The organism is Streptomyces sp. NPDC050161, assembly GCF_044460025.1.
Lineage (GTDB): Bacteria > Actinomycetota > Actinomycetes > Streptomycetales > Streptomycetaceae > Streptomyces.
This window is the reverse complement of the sequence record NZ_JBITJM010000006.1, coordinates 39000-57958: the sequence shown is the minus strand read 5'-3', so window position 1 is coordinate 57958 and position 18959 is coordinate 39000. Positions and strand designations below refer to the sequence as shown.

The 18959-nt window shown below is 72.8% G+C and carries 18 protein-coding genes; 8 read left to right on the top strand and 10 right to left on the bottom strand.

Going from position 1 to position 18959, the window contains the following annotated elements:
* The first annotated feature begins 3 nt into the window (after positions 1–3).
* A complete protein-coding gene (amaP, locus tag ACIBK8_RS12635) occupies positions 4–609 on the top strand; it encodes an alkaline shock response membrane anchor protein AmaP (RefSeq protein WP_399041734.1) in 606 nt (201 codons plus the stop codon).
* A 40-nt stretch (positions 610–649) separates the two neighbouring features.
* Here amaP and ACIBK8_RS12630 read toward each other — a convergent pair whose 3' ends face one another.
* The 5 genes from ACIBK8_RS12630 to ACIBK8_RS12610 form a co-directional block, all read right to left on the bottom strand.
* Positions 650–1405: an SDR family oxidoreductase gene (locus ACIBK8_RS12630; protein WP_393679132.1), complete on the bottom strand. Its 756-nt coding sequence runs from the start codon at positions 1403–1405 to the stop codon at positions 650–652.
* A 4-nt stretch (positions 1406–1409) separates the two neighbouring features.
* Positions 1410–3203: a glycoside hydrolase family 15 protein gene (locus tag ACIBK8_RS12625; protein ID WP_399041733.1), complete on the bottom strand. Its 1794-nt coding sequence runs from the start codon at positions 3201–3203 to the stop codon at positions 1410–1412.
* Positions 3204–3232: 29 nt separating this feature from the next.
* Entirely contained in the window at positions 3233–4123 is an 891-nt protein-coding gene (locus ACIBK8_RS12620) for an SURF1 family protein (RefSeq protein ID WP_399041732.1), read from the bottom strand.
* An 80-nt stretch (positions 4124–4203) separates the two neighbouring features.
* Positions 4204–4437 carry a hypothetical protein gene (locus tag ACIBK8_RS12615; protein ID WP_393679128.1) on the bottom strand — a complete coding sequence of 78 codons (234 nt, stop codon included), beginning with the start codon at positions 4435–4437 and terminating at the stop codon, positions 4204–4206.
* A 63-nt stretch (positions 4438–4500) separates the two neighbouring features.
* Positions 4501–5523: a DEDDh family exonuclease gene (locus tag ACIBK8_RS12610; RefSeq protein ID WP_399041731.1), complete on the bottom strand. Its 1023-nt coding sequence runs from the start codon at positions 5521–5523 to the stop codon at positions 4501–4503.
* 268 nt (positions 5524–5791) lie between these two features.
* Between ACIBK8_RS12610 and ACIBK8_RS12605 the strand changes: the two genes are divergently transcribed.
* From ACIBK8_RS12605 to ACIBK8_RS12595, 3 genes are read left to right on the top strand one after another with little or no spacing between them, the layout of a single operon-like run.
* Entirely contained in the window at positions 5792–6706 is a 915-nt protein-coding gene (locus tag ACIBK8_RS12605) for a sterol desaturase family protein (RefSeq protein WP_399041730.1), read from the top strand.
* Between the two features lie 5 nt (positions 6707–6711).
* Positions 6712–7428, top strand: a complete 717-nt coding sequence (locus tag ACIBK8_RS12600; protein WP_399042068.1) for a lysoplasmalogenase — start codon at positions 6712–6714, stop codon at positions 7426–7428.
* Between the two features lie 51 nt (positions 7429–7479).
* The gene (locus ACIBK8_RS12595) at positions 7480–9072 is read left to right on the top strand and encodes a TIGR03086 family metal-binding protein (protein ID WP_399041729.1); all 1593 of its coding nucleotides are present in this window, start codon (positions 7480–7482) and stop codon (positions 9070–9072) included.
* Between the two features lie 69 nt (positions 9073–9141).
* Here the strand turns inward: ACIBK8_RS12595 and ACIBK8_RS12590 are convergent, their stop codons facing one another.
* A complete protein-coding gene (locus tag ACIBK8_RS12590) occupies positions 9142–10656 on the bottom strand; it encodes a S8 family serine peptidase (RefSeq protein WP_399041727.1) in 1515 nt (504 codons plus the stop codon).
* 512 nt (positions 10657–11168) lie between these two features.
* On the opposite strand from ACIBK8_RS12590, the gene ACIBK8_RS12585 reads away from it, so the two are divergent.
* The 3 genes from ACIBK8_RS12585 (at position 11169) to moaA (ending at position 14375) form a co-directional block, all read left to right on the top strand.
* Positions 11169–11582 (top strand): DUF485 domain-containing protein, encoded by a 414-nt coding sequence (locus ACIBK8_RS12585; protein WP_399041726.1) that lies wholly within the window; start codon positions 11169–11171, stop codon positions 11580–11582.
* Complete coding sequence (locus tag ACIBK8_RS12580) at positions 11579–13216, top strand: cation acetate symporter (protein ID WP_399041725.1); 1638 nt, start codon at positions 11579–11581, stop codon at positions 13214–13216. The genes ACIBK8_RS12585 and ACIBK8_RS12580 overlap by 4 nt, the downstream gene beginning before the upstream one ends.
* A gap of 169 nt (positions 13217–13385) precedes the next feature.
* Positions 13386–14375 (top strand): GTP 3',8-cyclase MoaA, encoded by a 990-nt coding sequence (gene moaA / locus ACIBK8_RS12575; protein WP_399041724.1) that lies wholly within the window; start codon positions 13386–13388, stop codon positions 14373–14375.
* A gap of 57 nt (positions 14376–14432) precedes the next feature.
* On the opposite strand, the gene ACIBK8_RS12570 is transcribed toward moaA, so the two are convergent.
* Together ACIBK8_RS12570 and ACIBK8_RS12565 are read right to left on the bottom strand one after the other, a co-directional pair.
* Positions 14433–14678 carry a hypothetical protein gene (locus ACIBK8_RS12570; protein ID WP_393679112.1) on the bottom strand — a complete coding sequence of 82 codons (246 nt, stop codon included), beginning with the start codon at positions 14676–14678 and terminating at the stop codon, positions 14433–14435.
* A 244-nt stretch (positions 14679–14922) separates the two neighbouring features.
* Complete coding sequence (locus ACIBK8_RS12565; RefSeq protein ID WP_399041723.1) at positions 14923–15297, bottom strand: DUF3099 domain-containing protein; 375 nt, start codon at positions 15295–15297, stop codon at positions 14923–14925.
* 220 nt (positions 15298–15517) lie between these two features.
* Between ACIBK8_RS12565 and ACIBK8_RS12560 the strand changes: the two genes are divergently transcribed.
* The gene (locus tag ACIBK8_RS12560; RefSeq protein ID WP_399041722.1) at positions 15518–15796 is read left to right on the top strand and encodes a GlsB/YeaQ/YmgE family stress response membrane protein; all 279 of its coding nucleotides are present in this window, start codon (positions 15518–15520) and stop codon (positions 15794–15796) included.
* Positions 15797–15938: 142 nt separating this feature from the next.
* Here the strand turns inward: ACIBK8_RS12560 and tyrS are convergent, their stop codons facing one another.
* The gene (tyrS, locus tag ACIBK8_RS12555; protein ID WP_399041721.1) at positions 15939–17339 is read right to left on the bottom strand and encodes a tyrosine--tRNA ligase; all 1401 of its coding nucleotides are present in this window, start codon (positions 17337–17339) and stop codon (positions 15939–15941) included.
* 98 nt (positions 17340–17437) lie between these two features.
* Positions 17438–18883 (bottom strand): metallopeptidase TldD-related protein, encoded by a 1446-nt coding sequence (locus tag ACIBK8_RS12550; protein WP_399042067.1) that lies wholly within the window; start codon positions 18881–18883, stop codon positions 17438–17440.
* Positions 18884–18959 lie beyond the last annotated feature (76 nt).

Here is an 18959-nt window from a genome sequence, read left to right as displayed (position 1 = left end):
GCGATGCGCAAGGTCCGCAGAACCGTCAACCGGGTGCTGCTGGGGCTGACCGGCGCGGTGCTGCTCGGCACCGGCGGCGCGGTGCTGCCGGCTGGTCTCGGCCTCGCGTCGGCCTGGCACTTCTCGCTGCCCGACGGCTGGCCGTGGACCCGACCGGACGGTGTGCTGCTGTCCGGCGGGAACCGCACCCGGTGGGTGGACAGCGGATGGTGGTGGCCCACCGTCATCGCCGTCCTCGCGGTCGTCGTCCTGCTGCTCCTGTGGTGGCTCCTGGGACAGCTGCGCCGCCGTCGGCCGGTCCAGATCCTGGTCGACAGCGGGGACGGCGAAGGCGCGACGCTGCGCGGCCGGGCGCTGGAGGGGGTGCTGGCCGCCGAGACGGAGGCGCTGGACGGGGTGGAGCGGGCCGGGGTGCGGCTGGCGGGACGCCGCACACAGCCGCGGGTGCGTGCCGTCCTGGCGCTGGCCCCGCACGCCGACCCCGGCACCGTCCTGCTGCGGCTCTCGGACGAGACGGTGGCCCGCGCGCGCGGCGCGGCCGGTCTTGAGCGGCTGCCGGCCGAGGTGCGGCTGCGCGCGGTGCGGCACCGCGCGGAGCGGGTCAGCTGAGGCGGCGGCGCACGCCGGTACGCCGTGCGCCGCCGGACCGTCAGAAGCCGTGCCGTGCCCCGCCGTCCACCGGCACCATCACGCCGGTGAGGTAGGAAGCGGCGGGCGAGAGCAGGAACGCCGCGGTCCTGCCGAATTCGGCGGGCTCGCCGTAGCGGCCCAGCGGGATCGACGCGGAGTTGCGGGCACGGGAGCCCTCGGGGTCTCCGGAGTGCGCGTCGAGCTGGGTCATCCGGTCGGTGGCGATCCGTCCCGGCAGGACGCCGACGACCCGGATGCCGCGCGGGCCCAGCTCGTTGGCCAGCGACTTGGCGAAGCCGGCCAGGCCGGGGCGCAGTCCGTTGGACACGGTCAGGCCGCCGATCGGCTCGTGCACCGAGCTCGACAGCACGAAGCCGATGACGCCGCCTTCGCCCAGCTCCGCCGCCACGGCGCGGGCCAGTCGTACGGCGCCGAGGAAGACCGTGTCGAAGGCGGTCTGCCACTGTGCGTCGGTGGTGTCGGCCGCCGATCCGGGCGGCGGGCCGCCGACGCTGATGAGGACGCCGTCGAGGCGCCCGAACCGCTCGCGGGCGGCGGCGACCAGGCGGGCGGGTGCCTGCGGGTCGGCGTTGTCGGCGGCGACGCCCAGGGCGCGTTCGCCGAGTTCCGCGGCGGCTGCCGCCGCGCTCTCCTCGGTGCGTCCGGTGAGGACGACGTGGGCGCCGTCGGCGACCAGTTCGCGGGCGGTGGCGAAGCCGAGGCCGCGGGTGGCTCCGGTGACGAGGTACGTCCGGTCGGTGAGTCCAAGATCCATGGCTCTAGGGTCTCGCGTCGGACCCCGCGCCGTCGAGCAGGGTGAGGGCGGCACAGACCAGGCCGACGTGGCTGAACGCCTGCGGGAAGTTGCCCAGTTGCCGGCCGGCCGCCGGGTCGTACTCCTCGGCGAGCAGCCCGACGTCGTTGCGCAGCGTGAGCAGCCGCTCGAACAGGGCGCGGGCCTCGGCGGGCCTGCCGGTCAGCTGGAGGGCTTCGGCGAGCCAGAACGAGCAGACCAGGAAGGTGCCTTCGCCGCCCGGCAGGCCGTCGACGGAGCTGCCGTCGGTGGCGTAGCGGCGTACCAGCCCGTCGTGCGTCAGCTCGTCGCGGATGGTGTCGACGGTGCCGATGACGCGCGGGTCGCTGCCCGGCAGGAAGCCGAGGCGGGGGATGAGCAGGGTCGCCGCGTCCAGCTCGGTGGAGCCGTAGGACTGGGTGAAGGTGCCGCGTGCGGCGTCGTAGCCCTTCTCGCAGACCTCGCGGTGGATGGCGTCGCGCATCGCACGCCAGCGCGTCGCGTCGCCCCGGGCGGCGGGGTGTGCCTCGACGGTGCGTACCGCGCGGTCGGCGGCGACCCAGGCCATGACCTTGGAGTGGACGAAGTGCCGGCGCGGGCCGCGGATCTCCCAGAGGCCCTCGTCGGGGTCGCGCCAGGTGGATTCGAGGTAGTCGACCAGGGACCGCTGGATGTTCCAGGCGTGCGGCTCCGACGGCAGGCCCGCGGTGCGGGCGCTGTGGAAGGAGTCCAGCACCTCGCCGTAGACGTCGAGCTGGCGCTGGTCGACGGCGGCGTTGCCGATCCGTACCGGGGTGGATCCGGCGAATCCGGACAGCCAGGGGAGCTGGGATTCCGGCAGCCGCCGTTCGCCGGACAGCCCGTACATGATCTGGAGGTCGTCGGGGGCGCCGGCCACCGCGCGCAGCAGCCAGTCGCGCCAGGCCGCCGCCTCCTCCAGGTAGCCGGCGGCGAGCAGGGAGTTGAGGGTGAGGGAGGCGTCCCGCAGCCAGCAGTAGCGGTAGTCCCAGTTGCGGACGCCGCCCAGCTCCTCGGGCAGGGAGGTGGTGGGCGCGGCGACGATGCCGCCGGTGGGGGCGTAGGTCAGTGCCTTGAGGGTGATCAGCGAGCGGATCACGGCGTCGCGGTGCGGCCCGGTGTAGCAGCAGCGCGCCGACCAGTCGCGCCAGTCGTCGAGGGTGCAGTCCAGTGCGTCGTACGGGTCGATGATCCGTGGCCTGGGCTCGTGCGAGGGGTGCCAGGTCAGGATGAAGGCGACCCGGTCGCCCTGGCCGACGGTGAAATCCGAGCGGGTGCTGAAGTCCTTTCCGTAGGTGGTGACTTGGGGGTCGTTGCGCAGCCAGACCGAGTCGGGGCCCGCGATCGCCACCCGGCAGCCTTCGGCGTGCCGGACCCAGGGCACCACCCGGCCGTAGTCGAACCGCAGCCGCAGGACGCCGCGCATCTCCACGCGGCCGTGCAGGCCCTCGACGATGCGGATGACGTCGGGGGCGCGGTCGCGCTGCGGCATGAAGTCGGTGACCTTGACGCTGCCGGTGGGGGTGTCCCAGACGGTGTCCAGGACGAGTGAGTCGCCGCGGTAGGCGCGGGTGGCGCGGGCATCGGACGCGGCGGGCGCCAGTCGCCAGTGGCCGTTGTCCTTGCCGCCGATGAGGGCGGCGAAACAGGCGCCGGAGTCGAAGCGCGGCAGGCACAGCCAGTCGATGGAGCCGTCGCGGCCGACGAGGGCGGCGGTCTGGAGATCGCCGATGAGCGCGTAGTCCTCGATACGTGGGGGCACCCAGCGCCCCTTCCCGCGGGGCGGGTGCGCTACTCGGGGGTGGGGGCCGTCCGGGCTACCGCGTCGGCCGGTGCCGCGGGTACGGCGTCCGGCTCCGCTTCTCCGGTTCCTTCCGGCGCTCCGGCCTCGTCCGGTGGCCCGGCCGCCGCCGCACCGGCCTTCTTGCCGGCCTCCGCGGCCAGGTCCCGCACTTCGCGGCGTACCAGGATGATCCAGCCGACCGGCACCGCGGCGGCGAACAGCCACCACTGCACCGCGTACGCCATGTGCGGGCCGATGCTGTCGTGGTCGGGCTCGGGGACCAGCTGCGGTGTGCCGTTCGCCGGGTCCGGTGCGGTCTGCTCGATGTAGCCGCCGAGCACCGGGTGGTGCAGCCGCTTCGCCTGCTGCTCGCTGTTGATGAGCATCACCTGGCGGGCGGGCAGGCCCTGGGTGTTCTTGATCCCGCTGCCCGCGGTGGTCTCGTCGGCCATCATCCGGCCGGTCACGCGGATGGTGCCCTTGGGGGTGGCCGGGACGTCGGGGAACTTGGTGAGGTCGTTGCCCGCCGGGATCCAGCCGCGGTTGACCAGCACGGTGTGCCCGTGGGCGAGGTTCAGCGGGGTGAGGACGTAGTAGCCGATGCTCGACTCGTCGGCGCCGGTGCGCTGGCGGACCACGACCTCGTGCGCGGCGTCGTACGTGCCGGTGGCGGTGACCCGCCGCCACATGTCGTCGCGCGGCAGCGTGCGGCCGGGTGCGGTCAGGTCGGTGACCGGGACCGGCTTCGCGTGCAGGTTGTCCGCGATGAGCTGGTTCTGCGCGACCTTGTGCTCATGTCGGTGGAGCTGCCAGAAGCCCAGTTTGATCATTACCGGGATCAGGACGAGGCCCACGAGGGTGAGGATCACCCACTGCCGGGACAACAGGAAGCGGTACACGGCTTTGACGTTACCTGGAGCGTGACGGCCCCCGAGCAGGGGGTCCTGCCGGGGGCCGTACGGTCCGTGGTGCGCACGGATCAGACTCTGTCGACGATGCCCACCTTCCCCTCGGAGCGGGCGCAGTGGGCGCCGCAGTACCAGTGGCCATCGACCTCGACGCCCTGGCCGATGACCTGGCACCGGCAGTGTTCACAGATGGGCGCCATGCGGTGGATGGCGCAGGAGAAGCAGTCGAAGACGTGCACCGCGCCCTGTGCGTGCACCTCGAACGTCATCCCGTATTCGTTTCCGCAGACCTCGCAACGTGCCATGCGCCACAGGGTGGGCGCGGGGCAGTCGCGGGGCGAGGCGTCGGCGGGTGTGTTGTCCCGGCTTCACCCGGACGCAGGCGCCACGTCCTGGAGCAGCTGCATGAAGGCGGCCTCGTCGATCACGACGGTGCCGAACGAGCGGGCCTTGGCGGTCTTGGACGTCTGCGCGTCGGGGTCGTTGGTCACCAGCAGGCTGGTGAGCCGGGACAGGCTCGTCGCGACGTGCAGTCCGGCCTCGACGGCGCGGTCCTCCAGGAGTTCGCGGTCGACGGAGGTGTCACCGGAGAAGGCGACCCGCATGCCCTGCACCAGCCGGCCGCCCGCTTCGTAGCGCCCCGGGTTGGGGTACGGGCAGGCGGGGCGCTTGCGGGACGGCCGCCAGGTGCCGGGGCGGTACGACGCCGAGCCGGTGTGCTGCCGGGGCGCCGGGGTGTCGGTCCATTCGGTGAGCGGCTGGCAGGTCAGCAGCGGCAGGCGCAGGTTCTCCCGCGCGGCCCGGCGCAGGCTGGGCCGGAACGCCTCGGCCAGCACCCTGGCGTCGTCCAGGGCGTGGTGGGCCTGCTCCTGCACCACGCCGTAATGGGCGGCGAGCGACTCCAGCTTGTGGTTGGGCAGCGGGAGGCGCAGCTCCTTGGAGAGCGCGATCGTGCACAGGCGGCGCTCCACCGGGGCCTCGGCGCGGGCGCGCGCGTACTCCCGCGCGATCATCGACCAGTCGAACATGGCGTTGTGCGCGACCAGGACGCGGCCGGCGAGGCGCCGGGACAGCTCGGGGACGATCTCCGGGAAGAGCGGGGCGTCGGACAGCACCTCGCTGGTGAGGCCGTGGATCCACACCGGGCCCGGATCGCGCTGCGGGTTGACCAGGGTGTACCAGCGGTCCTGGAACTCGCCCTGCGCGTCGAGTTGGTAGACGGCGGCGGAGATGATCCGGTCGTCGCGGGCCAGCCCCGTGGTCTCGACGTCGACCACCGCGTATCCCTGCGGATAGGCGTCCGGCCAGGGGGCCGGCGGGGTCGGCGGTCCCGGCTGCTGCCCGATCCTCGGCGTGATCGGGTTGGCTGCTGCCATGTGGTCTTCGAGCATGGTCACTGAGGATACGGGCCGGGACCGACAGTCACCGAACCGCAGTCGTCCCGCCCCCGCGCGGGCGGTGTCCGCTCACGGTCGGTCAGGCGGGCCCGGCGGACCGGGCGGTGGCGAGGAGCAAGGCGGATGAAAGCGAACAAAAAGGGCAAGTCGCCAGGTCTGGTTACCGACGGTATCTGCCCGTCCGCAGCTGACGGCACGTCTTACATACTTATCGGTAACCACCTCTAGCGGCACCCCGTCCGCCGCCCTTATGGTGCGGGGCATGCCGCACCTTCCCGATGTCGTGCTGTGGTCCGTTCCCGCCTTCGTCCTGCTCACCGTCATCGAGATGGTGAGCTACCGCCTGCACCCCGACGAGGACGCGACGGGCTACGAGGCCAAGGACGCGGCCACCAGCGTCGGCATGGGAATCGGCAGCCTGGTCTTCGACGCGCTGTGGAAGATCCCGATCGTCGCGATCTACGCCGCGGTCCACGAACTCACCCCGCTGCGCGTCCCGGTGCTGTGGTGGACGCTGCTGCTGATGCTGCTCGCGCAGGACTTCTTCTACTACTGGTCGCACCGCGGCCACCACGTCATCCGCATCCTGTGGGCCTGCCACGTCGTGCACCACTCCAGCAAGAGGTTCAACTTCACCACCGCGCTGCGGCAGCCCTGGACGACCTGGACCGTCTGGCCGTTCTACGTCCCGATGGTCGCGCTCGGCGTGCATCCCGCGGCCATCGCCTTCTGCTCGGGGGCGAACCTCGTCTACCAGTTCTGGGTGCACACCGAGCGGGTCGGCACGCTGCCGCGGCCCTTCGAGTTCGTCCTCAACACCCCCTCCCACCACCGCGTCCACCACGCCTCGCAGGGCGGCTATCTGGACCGCAACTTCGGCGGGATCCTGATCGTCTGGGACCGGATGTTCGGCTCGTTCGTCCCCGAGACCGAGCGGCCGGTCTACGGGCTCACCAAGAACATCGACACCTTCAACCCGCTGCGCGTCGCCACCCACGAGTACGCCGCCATCGCCCGCGACGTACGGGCGGCGGGCAGCTGGAGCGAGCGCGCCGGGCGGGTGTTCCGCGGCCCCGGCTGGCAACCGGCCGCCAACTCCCGTGCGGACGTGGCGACTTCACCGTCCGGGCAGGCCGCTGCGTCCGCGGCGGCCACCGCGGGCGAGCGCGCCGCGTGAGCCCGCTGCGTCCGCGGCCCCGCGCCGCCCGGCTGCTGCTCGCCGCCTTCGCGGTGCTGGCCGCCGTCCACCTCGCCGCGCTGCTCCTGCGCGCCGCTGGACCTGGCCACGGCGCCGCCGACCTCGTCGTCCACCTCACCAAACCCGCGCTGATGCCGGCCCTGGCCTGCTACGCGCTCAGCAGTGGCGGCCCGCCGCTGCTCGCCGTCGCGCTGGTGTGCGGCTGCGCGGGCGACACCCTCCTCCAGGCGGGCGGCGACACCCTCTTCCTGCTGGGCATGGGCGCGTTCGCCGCCGGGCACCTCTGCTACCTCGCGCTGTGCGCCCGGCACGGCACGGCGCTGCGGCGGAGCCGTACGGGTGCGGCGGCCGGCGCGTACCTCGTCGCCTGGGCCGTCACCGTGACGCTGCTGTGGCCCGACCTGCCCGCCGGGATGCGCGTCCCGGTGGCCGGATACAGCCTGCTGCTCACCGCGATGGCCTTCGGCGCCCTGCGGGCCGGACCGCTCGCCGCGGCCGGCGGACTGCTCTTCCTGCTCTCCGACACCCTGATCGCCACCGGCATCGCCGACTGGCCGCAGCTGCCCGAACCGCAGTTCTGGATCATGCTCAGCTACGCCGCGGCCCAGTGCGCGCTGGCCGGCGGCGTGCTGCGGGCCGGCGCGGCGGGCACCGCACCACCCCGGTACGCCGCCGTACCGGCCCGTACCGAAGCCCGCTGACCGCCGCCCCGCCGCCCGCGGCCCTGCCCCCGCGTGCTTGAGTCTCCCCCCGTGGGAGACCCGAAAGTGGAGGGCATGTACGAGGACGGCACGGGCCTGGTCACGATCGGCACGCTGGCACGCCGGACCGGAATCCCGGTCAAAACCATCAGGAACTGGTCGGACCTGGACCTGCTGCCGCCCGCCGCCCGCACCCCCGCGGGCTACCGGCTGTACGGCCCCGACGCCGCCGCCCGCCTGGAAATCGTGCGCACGCTGCGCGAACTGGGCGTGGGGACGGCGGCGATCCGGTCCGTCCTGCACCGCGAGAGCACCGTCGCCGAGACGGCGGCGCGCTGGGCGGACGCCCTGGACGCGCAGATCCGCACCCTGCGGCTGCAATGCGCCGTACTGCGCTCGGTGGCCGCGCGGGGCAGCGCAGCAGAGGAGCTGCCCGACATGACCGCAGTCGCCCGCCTGTCGGCCGGGGAACGCCGCCGCATCATCGCGGACTTCATCGACGACGCCCTGGACGGAGTGGACGCCCCCGCCTACCGCAGCGGCCTGCTGGCCGCCACCCCCGACCTGCCCGAAGACCCGACGCCGCACCAGATCGGCGCCTGGATCGAACTGGCCGCGCTGGTCCGCGAGCCGGAACTGCGCTCCGCGCTGCGCCGGCTGGCCGCGTACAGCGCACGCCACACACCACGGACCGGGGACGCCGGGAAGGAGGCGGGGGAGGCCGCATCGCTGCGGGTCGCGGAGCTGATGCGCGAGCGCGGCGAGGCGGCGCTGGCCGCGGGCGTCGCCCCCGACTCGCCCGCAGCGGCCCCCGTCGTCGCCGAACTCGTCGCCGCCTGGCTGCCCACCCAGGCGGCCACCGCCGACCCGCCCGACCGGGACGGCGCAGCCGCCCGCGACCGGCTGCGGGAACAGCTGGAGGCCGCGGCCGAACCCTCCGTCGCGCGCTACTGGGAACTGCTTTGCGCAGTTACCGGCCGCCCCGCGCCGCCCCGTTGGGACCGCGCGGGCACCTGGACCGCCGCCGCGCTGCGCGCCCACCGCACCCCGGTGGAGATCGACCGCGCCGCCTTCGCGCAGTGCGACCCGGACCGGGTGCTGTACGCCTACCGGACGGTCACCCGCGAGGTCGCCGCCCTGGCCGCCGCCGTGACGACCGCGGACCTGGAGCTGCCGACCCCGTGCGGCACCTGGCGGGTACGCGAACTGCTCGGCCACCTCGTGTGGGAGAACCTCATGGTGGCCTCGGTGGCCGACGGCGACCCGCGCACCGACCACACCGCCGGCCATCTCGGCGCCGACCACGCCGCCGCCTTCGACGACAGCACCAGGACCGCGCTCGCCGCGTTCACCCGCAGCGGCATGCTGCACCGCACCTACGGGCCGTACGCGGCACCGGGCGCGATGCTCGTCCAGCAGGTCGTCGTCGAACTCCTCGCGCACGGCTGGGATCTGGCGCGGGCCATCGGCGCGCCGACCGCGCTGGCGCCGGAGGTCGCCGAGGAGACGCTGGCCGCGGCGCGGCGGATCTACGGTGCCGCGCCGCGCACCGAAGGGGGCTCGTTCGCCCCGGAGCGCGCCGCCCCGCCCGGTGCGAGCGCCGCCGACCGCCTCGCCGCGTACCTCGGCCGCGACCCGGGCTGACCGGCGGGCGGCGTCCCGTACCGCCCGCGGGCCCGGCGGCCTTCCCGGCCGACGGGCCCGCGGTGTGCGCTACTCCAGGACCGCGTCCAGCGCGTCGACGATGCCGTAGCCGAAGTGGCTGTTGACGTGCTTCGTGCCGGTGCAGCCGGCGTCACCCGCGGGGCATCCCGGGTTGTCCGCCTGCTGCTTGAGCAGCCACTGGATCTCCTGCGGGCCGGAATCGGGGTGCGTGCTCCGCAGCAGCGCCACGACACCCGCGACGTGCGGGGAGGCCATCGACGTCCCCGCCAGATAGGCCCAGTCGCCGCCCGGCACGGTGGAGAGGATGTTGCCGTTCTTGGCGGGCAGTTCGGGCACCTGCGCCGAGTCGCCGCCAGGGGCCGCCACGTCGATCCGGCCGAGGCCGTAGTTCGAGTAACCCGACTTGAGGCGCTGCACGCCGGTCGCCGCGACGGTCACCGTGCCCGGCAGCTGGGTGGGCACGTCCCAGCAGGTCTTCGGGTCGACGGTGCGGGTGGTGGGTGCCGAGTCGTTCGGGCTGCCGGTGTCGGTGAGCTTCGACGCCGCCAGGTCGAGGCCGGCGTTGCCGGCCGCCGCGACGTTGACCGCGCCCCTGCGCTCGGCGTACTTCGCCGCCCTGCCCACCGCGTCGACGATGGCCGCCTGGTCGGCGTCGTCCTTGCACGCGAACATCCACGGATCCACGTAATAGCTGTTGTTGGTGACCTGGACGCCGTGGTCGGCCGCGAAGACGAAGGCGCAGACGACGCTCTCCGCGTAGAACAGGCTGGTCCCCGGCTCGCTGACCTTGATGGCCGAGACCTTCACGCCGGGGGCGACACCCGCCACACCGACACCGTTGCGGGCCGCCGCGATGGTGCCCGCGACATGCGTGCCGTGGTAGTCGCTCGCCGGGTCGTACGGGCGCCAGGACCCCGGGGAGGTGTCGGCGACGCCGCCCACGCAGTTGGCGGACTGCCGTGCCGAGAAGTTCGCCTGCAGATCCGGATGGGTGTCGTCCACCCCGGTGTCGATGACGGCGACGGTCACCTTCCTGCTGCCGGGATCCACCGCCGCGGCCCGGTCCGCCCCGATGGCGGGCAGGTCCCACTGGAGGGGCTCCAGCGGCTCGTCGCCGCGCGCCCTCGCCGCCGCGCCCGCCGCCGCGACCCGGTCATCGGTCAGCTCCACCTTCTGCGGCCTGCCGGTGTCGGTGGTGCCGGACGGCTTGAGCGGCGCGGTACGGGTCGCGCCCGCCGACTGCACGCCCCTGACGCCCCGCATGGTGGCGGCGAACCGCGGATCGGCCGAGTGGACGACGATCACGCCGATGCGCTCATGGGCGGTGACCACCTTTCCGCCGGCCCTGGCTATCTCCTGCGTCACCCTGCCGACCGTGGCGCGGCCGGGCGTGGTGTTCACGACGTACGACAGCAGCGGGCCGCCGGCCGGTGCCGCGGCGGCCGGGGCGGCGCCCTGCGAGGCGGCGGTGGCCGCGTGCGGGAGGAAGCCGAGCGACGCGGTGAGCGCCAGGCCGAGCGGCAGGGCCAGCGCCCGCAACCGTCTGGATCGGGGATGTGCCATGGGGACTCCACCTCATCCGTGAGACCGCCCGCGCGCGGTCGCGTGCGGGCGGAGATCTGACGGTGAAGTTATCGGCGATCACCGGAGTGCGCCATGGAAAGGTCAAAAACCCGGCGGCGGGGTTGACTTGCCGCCGGGTCAGCAACCCCGGCGCAGCGCGCCGATGCTCAGCGGGGGCAGCGGGACGCGCGGGCCGTACCAGCGGCCAGGACCCGCGCCCTGCCGCCGGGGCGCCGGTGGATCGACGGCCAGTGGGGCCGGCAGCCGCACGCTGCCGAACGGGCGGCGCCCGGGAGGGGACGGCTGCGGGCGGGGCGGATACGGCGGCGGATTCACATCCGGCACAACGAACCGCGCGCCGGGCGGTGGCGGCCGACCGGCCCATCGGTCACGGAATTCAACCAACGGCCCCTGTTGAAATCCGTGGCCGCACCTCTACGATGCGTGATCCACGTCACTTGCCTGTCCTCCGTCGTCGTTCCGCCGGCGGTCACCCCGTGTCAGGAGAACCCGTGAGCAGCGCACCGCCCCCCGGCCCCGGGCCGCACCAGCCGCCGCCCGGCCCGGCATCTGCAGACAGCGTCCAGCCGTCCCGCACCGAAGCGGGCCCCGACGGCGTCCCGTACCCCTTCGCCGAGGTGCAGGCCAGTGGCGAGTTCGCCGAACTGCGCCACGCCCACCGCTCGTTCGCCTTCCCGCTCACGGTCGCCTTCATCGCCTGGTACCTCGGCTACGTCCTGCTGTCGAGCTACGCGGGCGGCTTCATGGCGCTCAAGGTGCTCGGCCACATCAACGTCGCCCTCGTCCTCGGCCTCGCCCAGTTCCTCACCACCTTCCTCATCGCCTGGTGGTACTCACGCCACGCGGCGGCCAGGATCGACCCCAGGGCCCAGGTCATCAAGAAGCGCCTGGAGGGCGACGCATGAACCTCACGCAGCAGCCGCTCGCCCTCCACCTCGCGGCCGGCGGCGCGGGCGAGCACCGCACCCTGATCGTCAGCCTCTTCGCCGTCTTCGTCGCCGCCACCCTCGGGATCACCGTCTGGGCCGGCCGCCAGACCAGGAACGCCGAGGACTTCTACGCGGGCGGCCGTCAGTTCAGCGGCTTCCAGAACGGCCTGGCCATCTCGGGCGACTACATGTCGGCCGCGTCCTTCCTGGGCATCGCGGGCGCCATCGCGCTCTCCGGATACGACGGCTTCCTCTACTCCATCGGCTTCCTCGTCGCCTGGCTCGTCGCCCTCCTCCTGGTCGCCGAACCGCTGCGCAACTCCGGCCGCTTCACCATGGGTGACGTCCTCGCCTTCCGGATGCGCCAGCGCCCGGTGCGCACCGCGGCCGGTGTCTCCACCATCGTCGTCTCGATCTTCTACCTGCTCGCGCAGATGGCCGGCGCCGGCGCCCTGGTCACCCTGCTGCTCGGCATCACCAGCGAGACCGGCAAGATCCTCGTCGTCGTCCTCGTCGGCATCGTGATGATCCTGTACGTCTCCATCGGCGGCATGAAGGGCACCACCTGGGTCCAGATGGTCAAGGCGGTGCTGCTGATCGCCGGCACCCTGCTGATCACGTTCCTGGTGCTGCTGAAGTTCCACTTCAACATCTCCTCGCTGCTCGGCGCCGCCGCCGAGAACAGCGGCAAGGGCGCCGCCTTCCTGGAGCCAGGACTCAAGTACGGCGTGACCGCCACCTCGAAGATCGACTTCATCTCCCTGGGCATCGCCCTGGTGCTCGGCACCGCGGGACTGCCGCACATCCTGATCCGCTTCTACACCGTCCCCACGGCCAAGGCCGCCCGGAAGTCCGTGAACTGGGCGATCGGCATCATCGGCGTCTTCTACCTGATGACCATCGCGCTGGGCTTCGGCGCCGCCGCCCTCATCAAGCCCGCCACCATCACCGCGTCCAACAAGGCGGGCAACACCGCGGCGCCGCTGCTCGCCCAGCAGATCGGCGGCGGCCCCGGCTCCACCGGCGGCGCGATCCTGCTCGCCGTCATCTCCGCGGTCGCCTTCGCCACCATCCTCGCGGTGGTCGCCGGACTCACCCTCGCCTCGTCCTCGTCCTTCGCACACGACCTGTACGTGAACGTCATCCGCAAGGGCAGGGCCACCGAGAAGGAAGAGGTCCGCGCGGCCCGCTGGGCGACCGTCGGCATCGGCGCCGCCGCCATCGTCCTCGGCGTCTTCGCCCGCGGCCTGAACGTCGCGGGGCTGGTCGCGCTCGCCTTCGCCGTCGCCGCGTCGGCCAACCTCCCGACGCTGCTCTACAGCCTGTTCTGGAAGCGGTTCACCACCCGGGGCGCCCTGTGGTCCATCTACGGCGGCCTGCTCTCGTCCGTCGTCCTCGTGCTGTTCTCGCCGGTCGTCTCCGGCGCCGAGACCTCGATGTTCCCCGGCGTGGACTTCCACTTCTTCCCGCTGGAGAACCCGGGCCTGTTCTCCATCCCGCTGGGCTTCCTCCTCGGCTGGCTGGGATCCCGCCTCTCCAAGGAGGAGCCCGACGCGAAGAAGTACGCCGAACTGGAGGTGCGTTCACTGACCGGCACCGGAGCGCACTGAACCACCGGCGACCCCGGAGCGCACCGCGCATCCGCACGGCAACCGGGCGGGGCGGCATCGTAGAGATCTACGACGGCGCCCCGCTCACCTCGTGCTTCTCACGCCCCCTCGCTGTCACCCCCATCGCGTACGCTCGGAGAGTAATGATCCGAACCGGGGAGGGGGTCTCGTGCTCATCGACACCTACGGTCGGGTGGCCACCGACCTACGCGTATCGCTCACCGACCGCTGCAACCTGCGGTGCACGTACTGCATGCCGGAGGAGGGCCTGCAATGGCTGGCCAAGCCCGACCTGCTCACCGATGACGAGATCGTCCGGCTCATCCGCATCGCGGTGACCGAGCTGGGCATCGACGAGGTCCGCTTCACCGGCGGCGAACCCCTGCTCCGCCCCGGCCTGACCGGCATCGTCGAACGCGTCGCCGCCCTCACCCCCCGCCCCCGGATGTCGCTGACCACCAACGGCATCGGACTGGAACGCACCGCCGCCGCGCTCCGCGCCGCCGGCCTGGACCGCGTCAACGTCTCCCTCGACACCCTCCGCCCGGACGTCTTCCGGACCATGACCCGCCGCAAGCGCCACGACGACGTACTGCGCGGCCTGGCCGCCGCCCGCGCCGCCGGACTGACCCCGGTCAAGGTCAACACCGTCCTGATGCCCGGACTCAACGACGACGAGGCCCCCGACCTGCTCGCCTGGGCCATGGAGAACTCCTACGAACTCCGCTTCATCGAGCAGATGCCGCTCGACGCCCAGCACGGCTGGAAGCGCGACGGCATGATCACCGCAGGCGACATCCTCGCCTCGCTGCGCACCCGCTTCGCGCTGACCCCCGAGGGCGCGGAGAAGCGCGGCGCCGCGCCCGCCGAACGCTGGATCGTGGACGAAGGGCCGCACCGCGTCGGCGTCATCGCCTCGGTCACCCGCCCGTTCTGCCGGGCCTGCGACCGCACCCGCCTGACCGCCGACGGACAGGTGCGGACCTGCCTGTTCGCCACCGAGGAGACCGACCTGCGCGCGGCGCTGCGCTCGGACGCGCCGGACGCCGAGATCGCCCGCATATGGAAGCTCGCGATGTGGGGCAAGAAGGCCGGCTCCGGGCTCGACGACCCGTCCTTCCTCCAGCCCGAGCGGCCCATGTCGGCGATCGGCGGCTGAGCCGGCCCGCACCGCAGGCAGACGGTCACGCGCCGGGCGGGCCGCCGCGCCGCCGGTTCAGCTCCCGGAGGCCGACGACTCCCAATCCTCCAGCGTCACCACGTCCTTGAGGAAGCCGCGCACGTCCAGGAACTGCGACAGATGCTCCCGGTGCTCCTCGCAGGCCAGCCAGGTCTTGCGGCGGTCGGGAGTGTGCAGCTTCGGGTTGTTCCAGGCCAGCACCCACACCGCGGCGGCGCGGCAGCCCTTGGCCGAGCAGATGACGGCGCTCTCGGTGGAGTCAGGAAGATCAGGGGAGTTCACAGCCTCAACCCTACGTCCCGTACCGCGCGGCACCGGCAGGCCCGCCAACTCCCGTACGGCACAAGCCGAACAGGGCGACGCCGGGCAGCCACGGGGGGAGCCGCCCGGCGTCGGTCCATCGCTCCGACGGGGGATGCGGAGCGCACACGCAGTATGTCACGCGAGGGTGGGGCAGGTGCACTGGATCCGCAGGATTGCTCCGAGTTGATCTGAGCTTCCCTTGAGCTTCCGCAGCGCCCGGCGCTCAACCACGGCCGGTGCGCGGGTCCTTCGCGTCCGCCTGCCCGGGTTCCGCTACCGGCTCCGCGGCGCGGTCACCGCCGCCGGGCGCCAGCGCCGGACGGGCCGGTGCCATGACGAACGTCGAAGGAAGCGAAGGCACGTTCTCCCGGCCCGCGTTGGCGATGACGACCGCCACGTACGGCAGTCCGAAGCCCAGTACCAGCGTCGCGATCGCGATGGGCCGCTCGATGTTCCAGAGCACGACGGTGAGCACCACGGCCACCGTCCGTACCACCATCGAGATCACATAGCGCCGCTGCCGTCCCCGCACATCGTCGGACAGTCCCTGCCGGGCCCCCGTGATCCGGAAGGTCTCGACGCTGCTCTGCTTCCGCATCACGTTCCACCACCTGGTCGGTCATGCCGGATTCTCCCCGGTTCCGGTCGCTCCCACGGTACGCCGCGGGTGCGCCCGGTACGAGACCGGGGCGTGCCATCGGGTGCGCGGCGGGCACCCGGCGCACGGCGTACACCGGGCTCCGGCGTGCGGCGTACGGGAAGCGGCGCGACACTGGCCGGGGCACGGTCCGTGCTCCGTCCGTGCCGGAGGAGGCGACATGAATTGGTTGTGGGCCATCATCCTGGGCCTGATTCTGGGCCTGATCGCCAAGGCCATCATCCCGGGCAAGCAGCAGATCCCGCTCTGGCTGACCGTGATCTTCGGAATGCTCGGCAGTGTCCTGGGCAACTGGCTGGCCACCGGCATCGGCGTGGCGGACACCAAGGGCATCGACTGGATCCGCCACCTGCTCCAGCTGGCCGGCGCGGTCGTCATCGTCGCGGTGGGGGACCGCCTCTGGGCCGCCCTGCGCGGCAAACGGAAGAAGACCGTGTAGGGCGCGTCCACCGCGGTCCCGGTTGCCCGCACCGGACCGGTACGCCGGCACGGTACGCACACTCCGTCGGCGTACGGAAACGGCCGGTGCGCGAAGAACGCGCACCGGCCGTCCGGCTGCCCGCCGTGCCGCTCCCCGAGGGTCAGCGGCCGTCGAGCCTGGCGAGCTTGCGCCCGGCCTTGAGGTAGACGGTGCCATCGCCCGCCACCTGCTCGGTGAGCACATCGGCCAGCGGACGCGCCGAGTCGGCCTCGGCGAGCACCACCGTCTGCTGCCCTTCGGCGCCCTCGACGACCAGCCGCAGCGCGTTCTGCTTCGCCAGCCGCCGGGCCGCCGATGCGCTCGGCGTGAACTCCAGGACCTTCGTGAGCACGACGGCCACCGTCTCCGTGCCGTGCGCGGCGACGTCGACGACCGGCAGCGACTCGACGTCCGTGAACGACTTCTTGGAGAACTGGGCGACGAACCCGGCCCGCGCGGCCATCGCCGCCTCCAGGCCGTACAGCGCCGTCACGACCTCGCCCGCCAGGATCTTCTTGAGGTCCATCGGGTGCAGCGAACGCGCGGCGACCCGGCCGAGTACCAGCGTGATCTCCTCGTCCGTCCACTCCGTCCACGCCTTGAGGTACGGCTCCATCAGCCGGTCGGGGACCGACATGATCTTGCCGAAGACGTCGTCGGCCGACGCGCTGAGACCGACGTAATTGCCCTTGGACTTGGACATCTTGGCGCCGGTGCCGTCCGTACCCTCGATCAGCGGCATCGTGACGACCAGCTGCGGCTGCTGCCCGCGCAGCTCCATCAGCTTGCGGCCCATCTGGAGGTTGAGCAGCTGGTCGGAGCCGCCCAGCTCCACGTCGCACGCCAGCGCCACCGAGTCCAGGCCCTGCGCGATCGGGTACAGCAGCTCGGTCATGGTCAGCCCGGAGCCGGCCGCGAGACGGTTGCGGAAGTCCTCGCGCTGCAGCAGCTGGGACGCCGGCACCTGCGAGAGCAGCGACAGCAGCTCGGGGAAGGTGTACGGCGCCAGCCACTCGCTGTTCTGCCGGAAGCTGACGTTCTCGAAGTCGAAGAACGGGCGCACCTGCTCGCGGTAGGTGGCGAGGTTGTTCGCGATGTCGTCGTCGGTCAGCGGCGGACGCTCGGCGGTACGGCCCGACGGGTCGCCGATCTTGGCGGTGAAGTCACCGATGATCAGCGTGACGTCGTGGCCGAGGCGCTGGAACCGGCTGAGGATGATCAGCGGCACGGCGTGCCCGAGGTGCACGTCGGTCGCGGTCGGGTCGATGCCCAGCTTGATGTGCAGGCCACCGCCCGCCGCGCGGCGCTCCTCGATCCGCTCGGCCAGCTTGTCCACACCGGGCAGGACCTCGACCGTACGGGCCGCGATCAGCGCGGCCTGTTCCTTGGCGGGCAGGTCCGTCAGGTCGAGATAGCGCCGGGCGCCCGTCTCCTGGAGCAGCTCCTGGACGGTCGCGTCCGAGGAGAGATCGGCGGAGAGCAGGGTCGTGGCGCGGGCGACGGATTCGCCGAGGCGTGTCATGGCGTTCCTGATCGGTTGTGGTTCCCGAAGGGGAGGACAAGGGGACAGTCTATTCGCTGTCCGTACACCGCCCTCGCCTCCCCGGCGGGGAGGTCCGTTCACACGCCGTGGCTGACCGAACTCATGTGGAAGTCCGGGATGCGCAGCGCCGGCATCGCGGCCCGCGTGAAGTCGTCGCTCCACTCGCGCGGCAGGGTGCGCTCGGTCCGGCCCGCCTCTGTCGCGCGCCCCAGCAGATCCACCGGCGACTCGTTGAAGCGGAAGTTGTTGACCTCGCCGACGACCTCGCCCCTGTCCACCAGGTAGACGCCGTCCCGGGTCAGCCCGGTCAGCAGCAGTGTCGCCGGATCCACCTCGCGGATGTACCACAGGCAGGTCAGCAGCAGCGCGGGCCCGTCGTGGCCGCTCGCCGCCACCATCTCGTCCAGCGAACGCGAACCGCCGCCCTCCAGAAGGAGGTTGTCGATGCCGGGCGCCACCGGGAGCCCGGTCAGCGCGGCGCTGTGCCGGGTGGTCGGCAGTTGGTGGAGCACGCCCTCCCGCACCCAGTCGGTGGCCGCCAGCGGCAGCCCGTTGTCGAAGACGGAGGCGTCGTCGCCGGAAGTGTGCGCCAGCACGAACGGGGCGCATTCAAGGCCCGCGGCCCGCGGATCGCTGCGCAGGGTCAGCGGCAGCGCGGACAGCCGCTCGCCCACCCGGGTACCCGCCCCGGGACGCGACCCCACCGCGGCGGCGTCCTCGGGCCGGGAGAAGACCGTACGGCCCTCGGCCGCGTCCCGGGCCCCCGACGACCACAGCTGGTAGATCAGCAGATCGGCGACGGCGGTCGGCGGCAGCAGCGTCTCGTACCGCCCGGCGGGCAGCTCGATCCGCCGCCCGGACCGGGCCGACCGCCCGGCAAGCTCCGCGTCCAGCGCCACCGGGTCGACGTCGGTGAAGTCGCGGGTGGCCCGGCCCACCCACGCCGAACGGGCCGTGCCCGCCCCGGAACCCGCCGTTTTCGCGTTCATCTCCAGCGTCCCGGTCGGCTGGTCGTGCCGCAGCCGCAGCCCGGCCGATGTGCCCAGGTACGAGGAGACGACGCCGTGCTGCGCGAAGCCGTACAGCGCCCGTCCACCGGCCCCGGCCTGCCGGAACGCCTCGCCGAGCGCCGGCGCGAAGGCGGCGAACACCTCGGGCGATGTCGTGGCGGGCGCCGCGGTGAAGGCGGCGTCCTGGGCCCCGCCGCCGACCAGCGGCTGCGCGTCCTCGGCCGGCCCCGACGCGCGCGCCGCCGCCTCCGCCGCCCGTACCAGCGGCTCCAGGTCGTCCGTGGTCACCGCCGACCGGGTCACGACACCGGAGGCCGTGCCCCGCGCGCCGTCCACCGTCGCGACGACCGTGACCGTACGGCCGCGGGTGACGCCGTTGGTGGTGAGCGCGTTGCCCGCCCAGCGCAGGTTGACGCCGGAGTGCTCGTCGGCGATGACCACGCAGCCGTCGGCCCGTGACAGCTCCAGGGCCCGCTCGACGATCTCGTGCGGTGCGCCGCTGCGCGAACTCATCGGACGGGGGCTCATCGGCGGTCCTCCTGCGAGGTGTTGAGGACGTGGTGTCGGCCTGGGAGCAGAGCCTACCGAG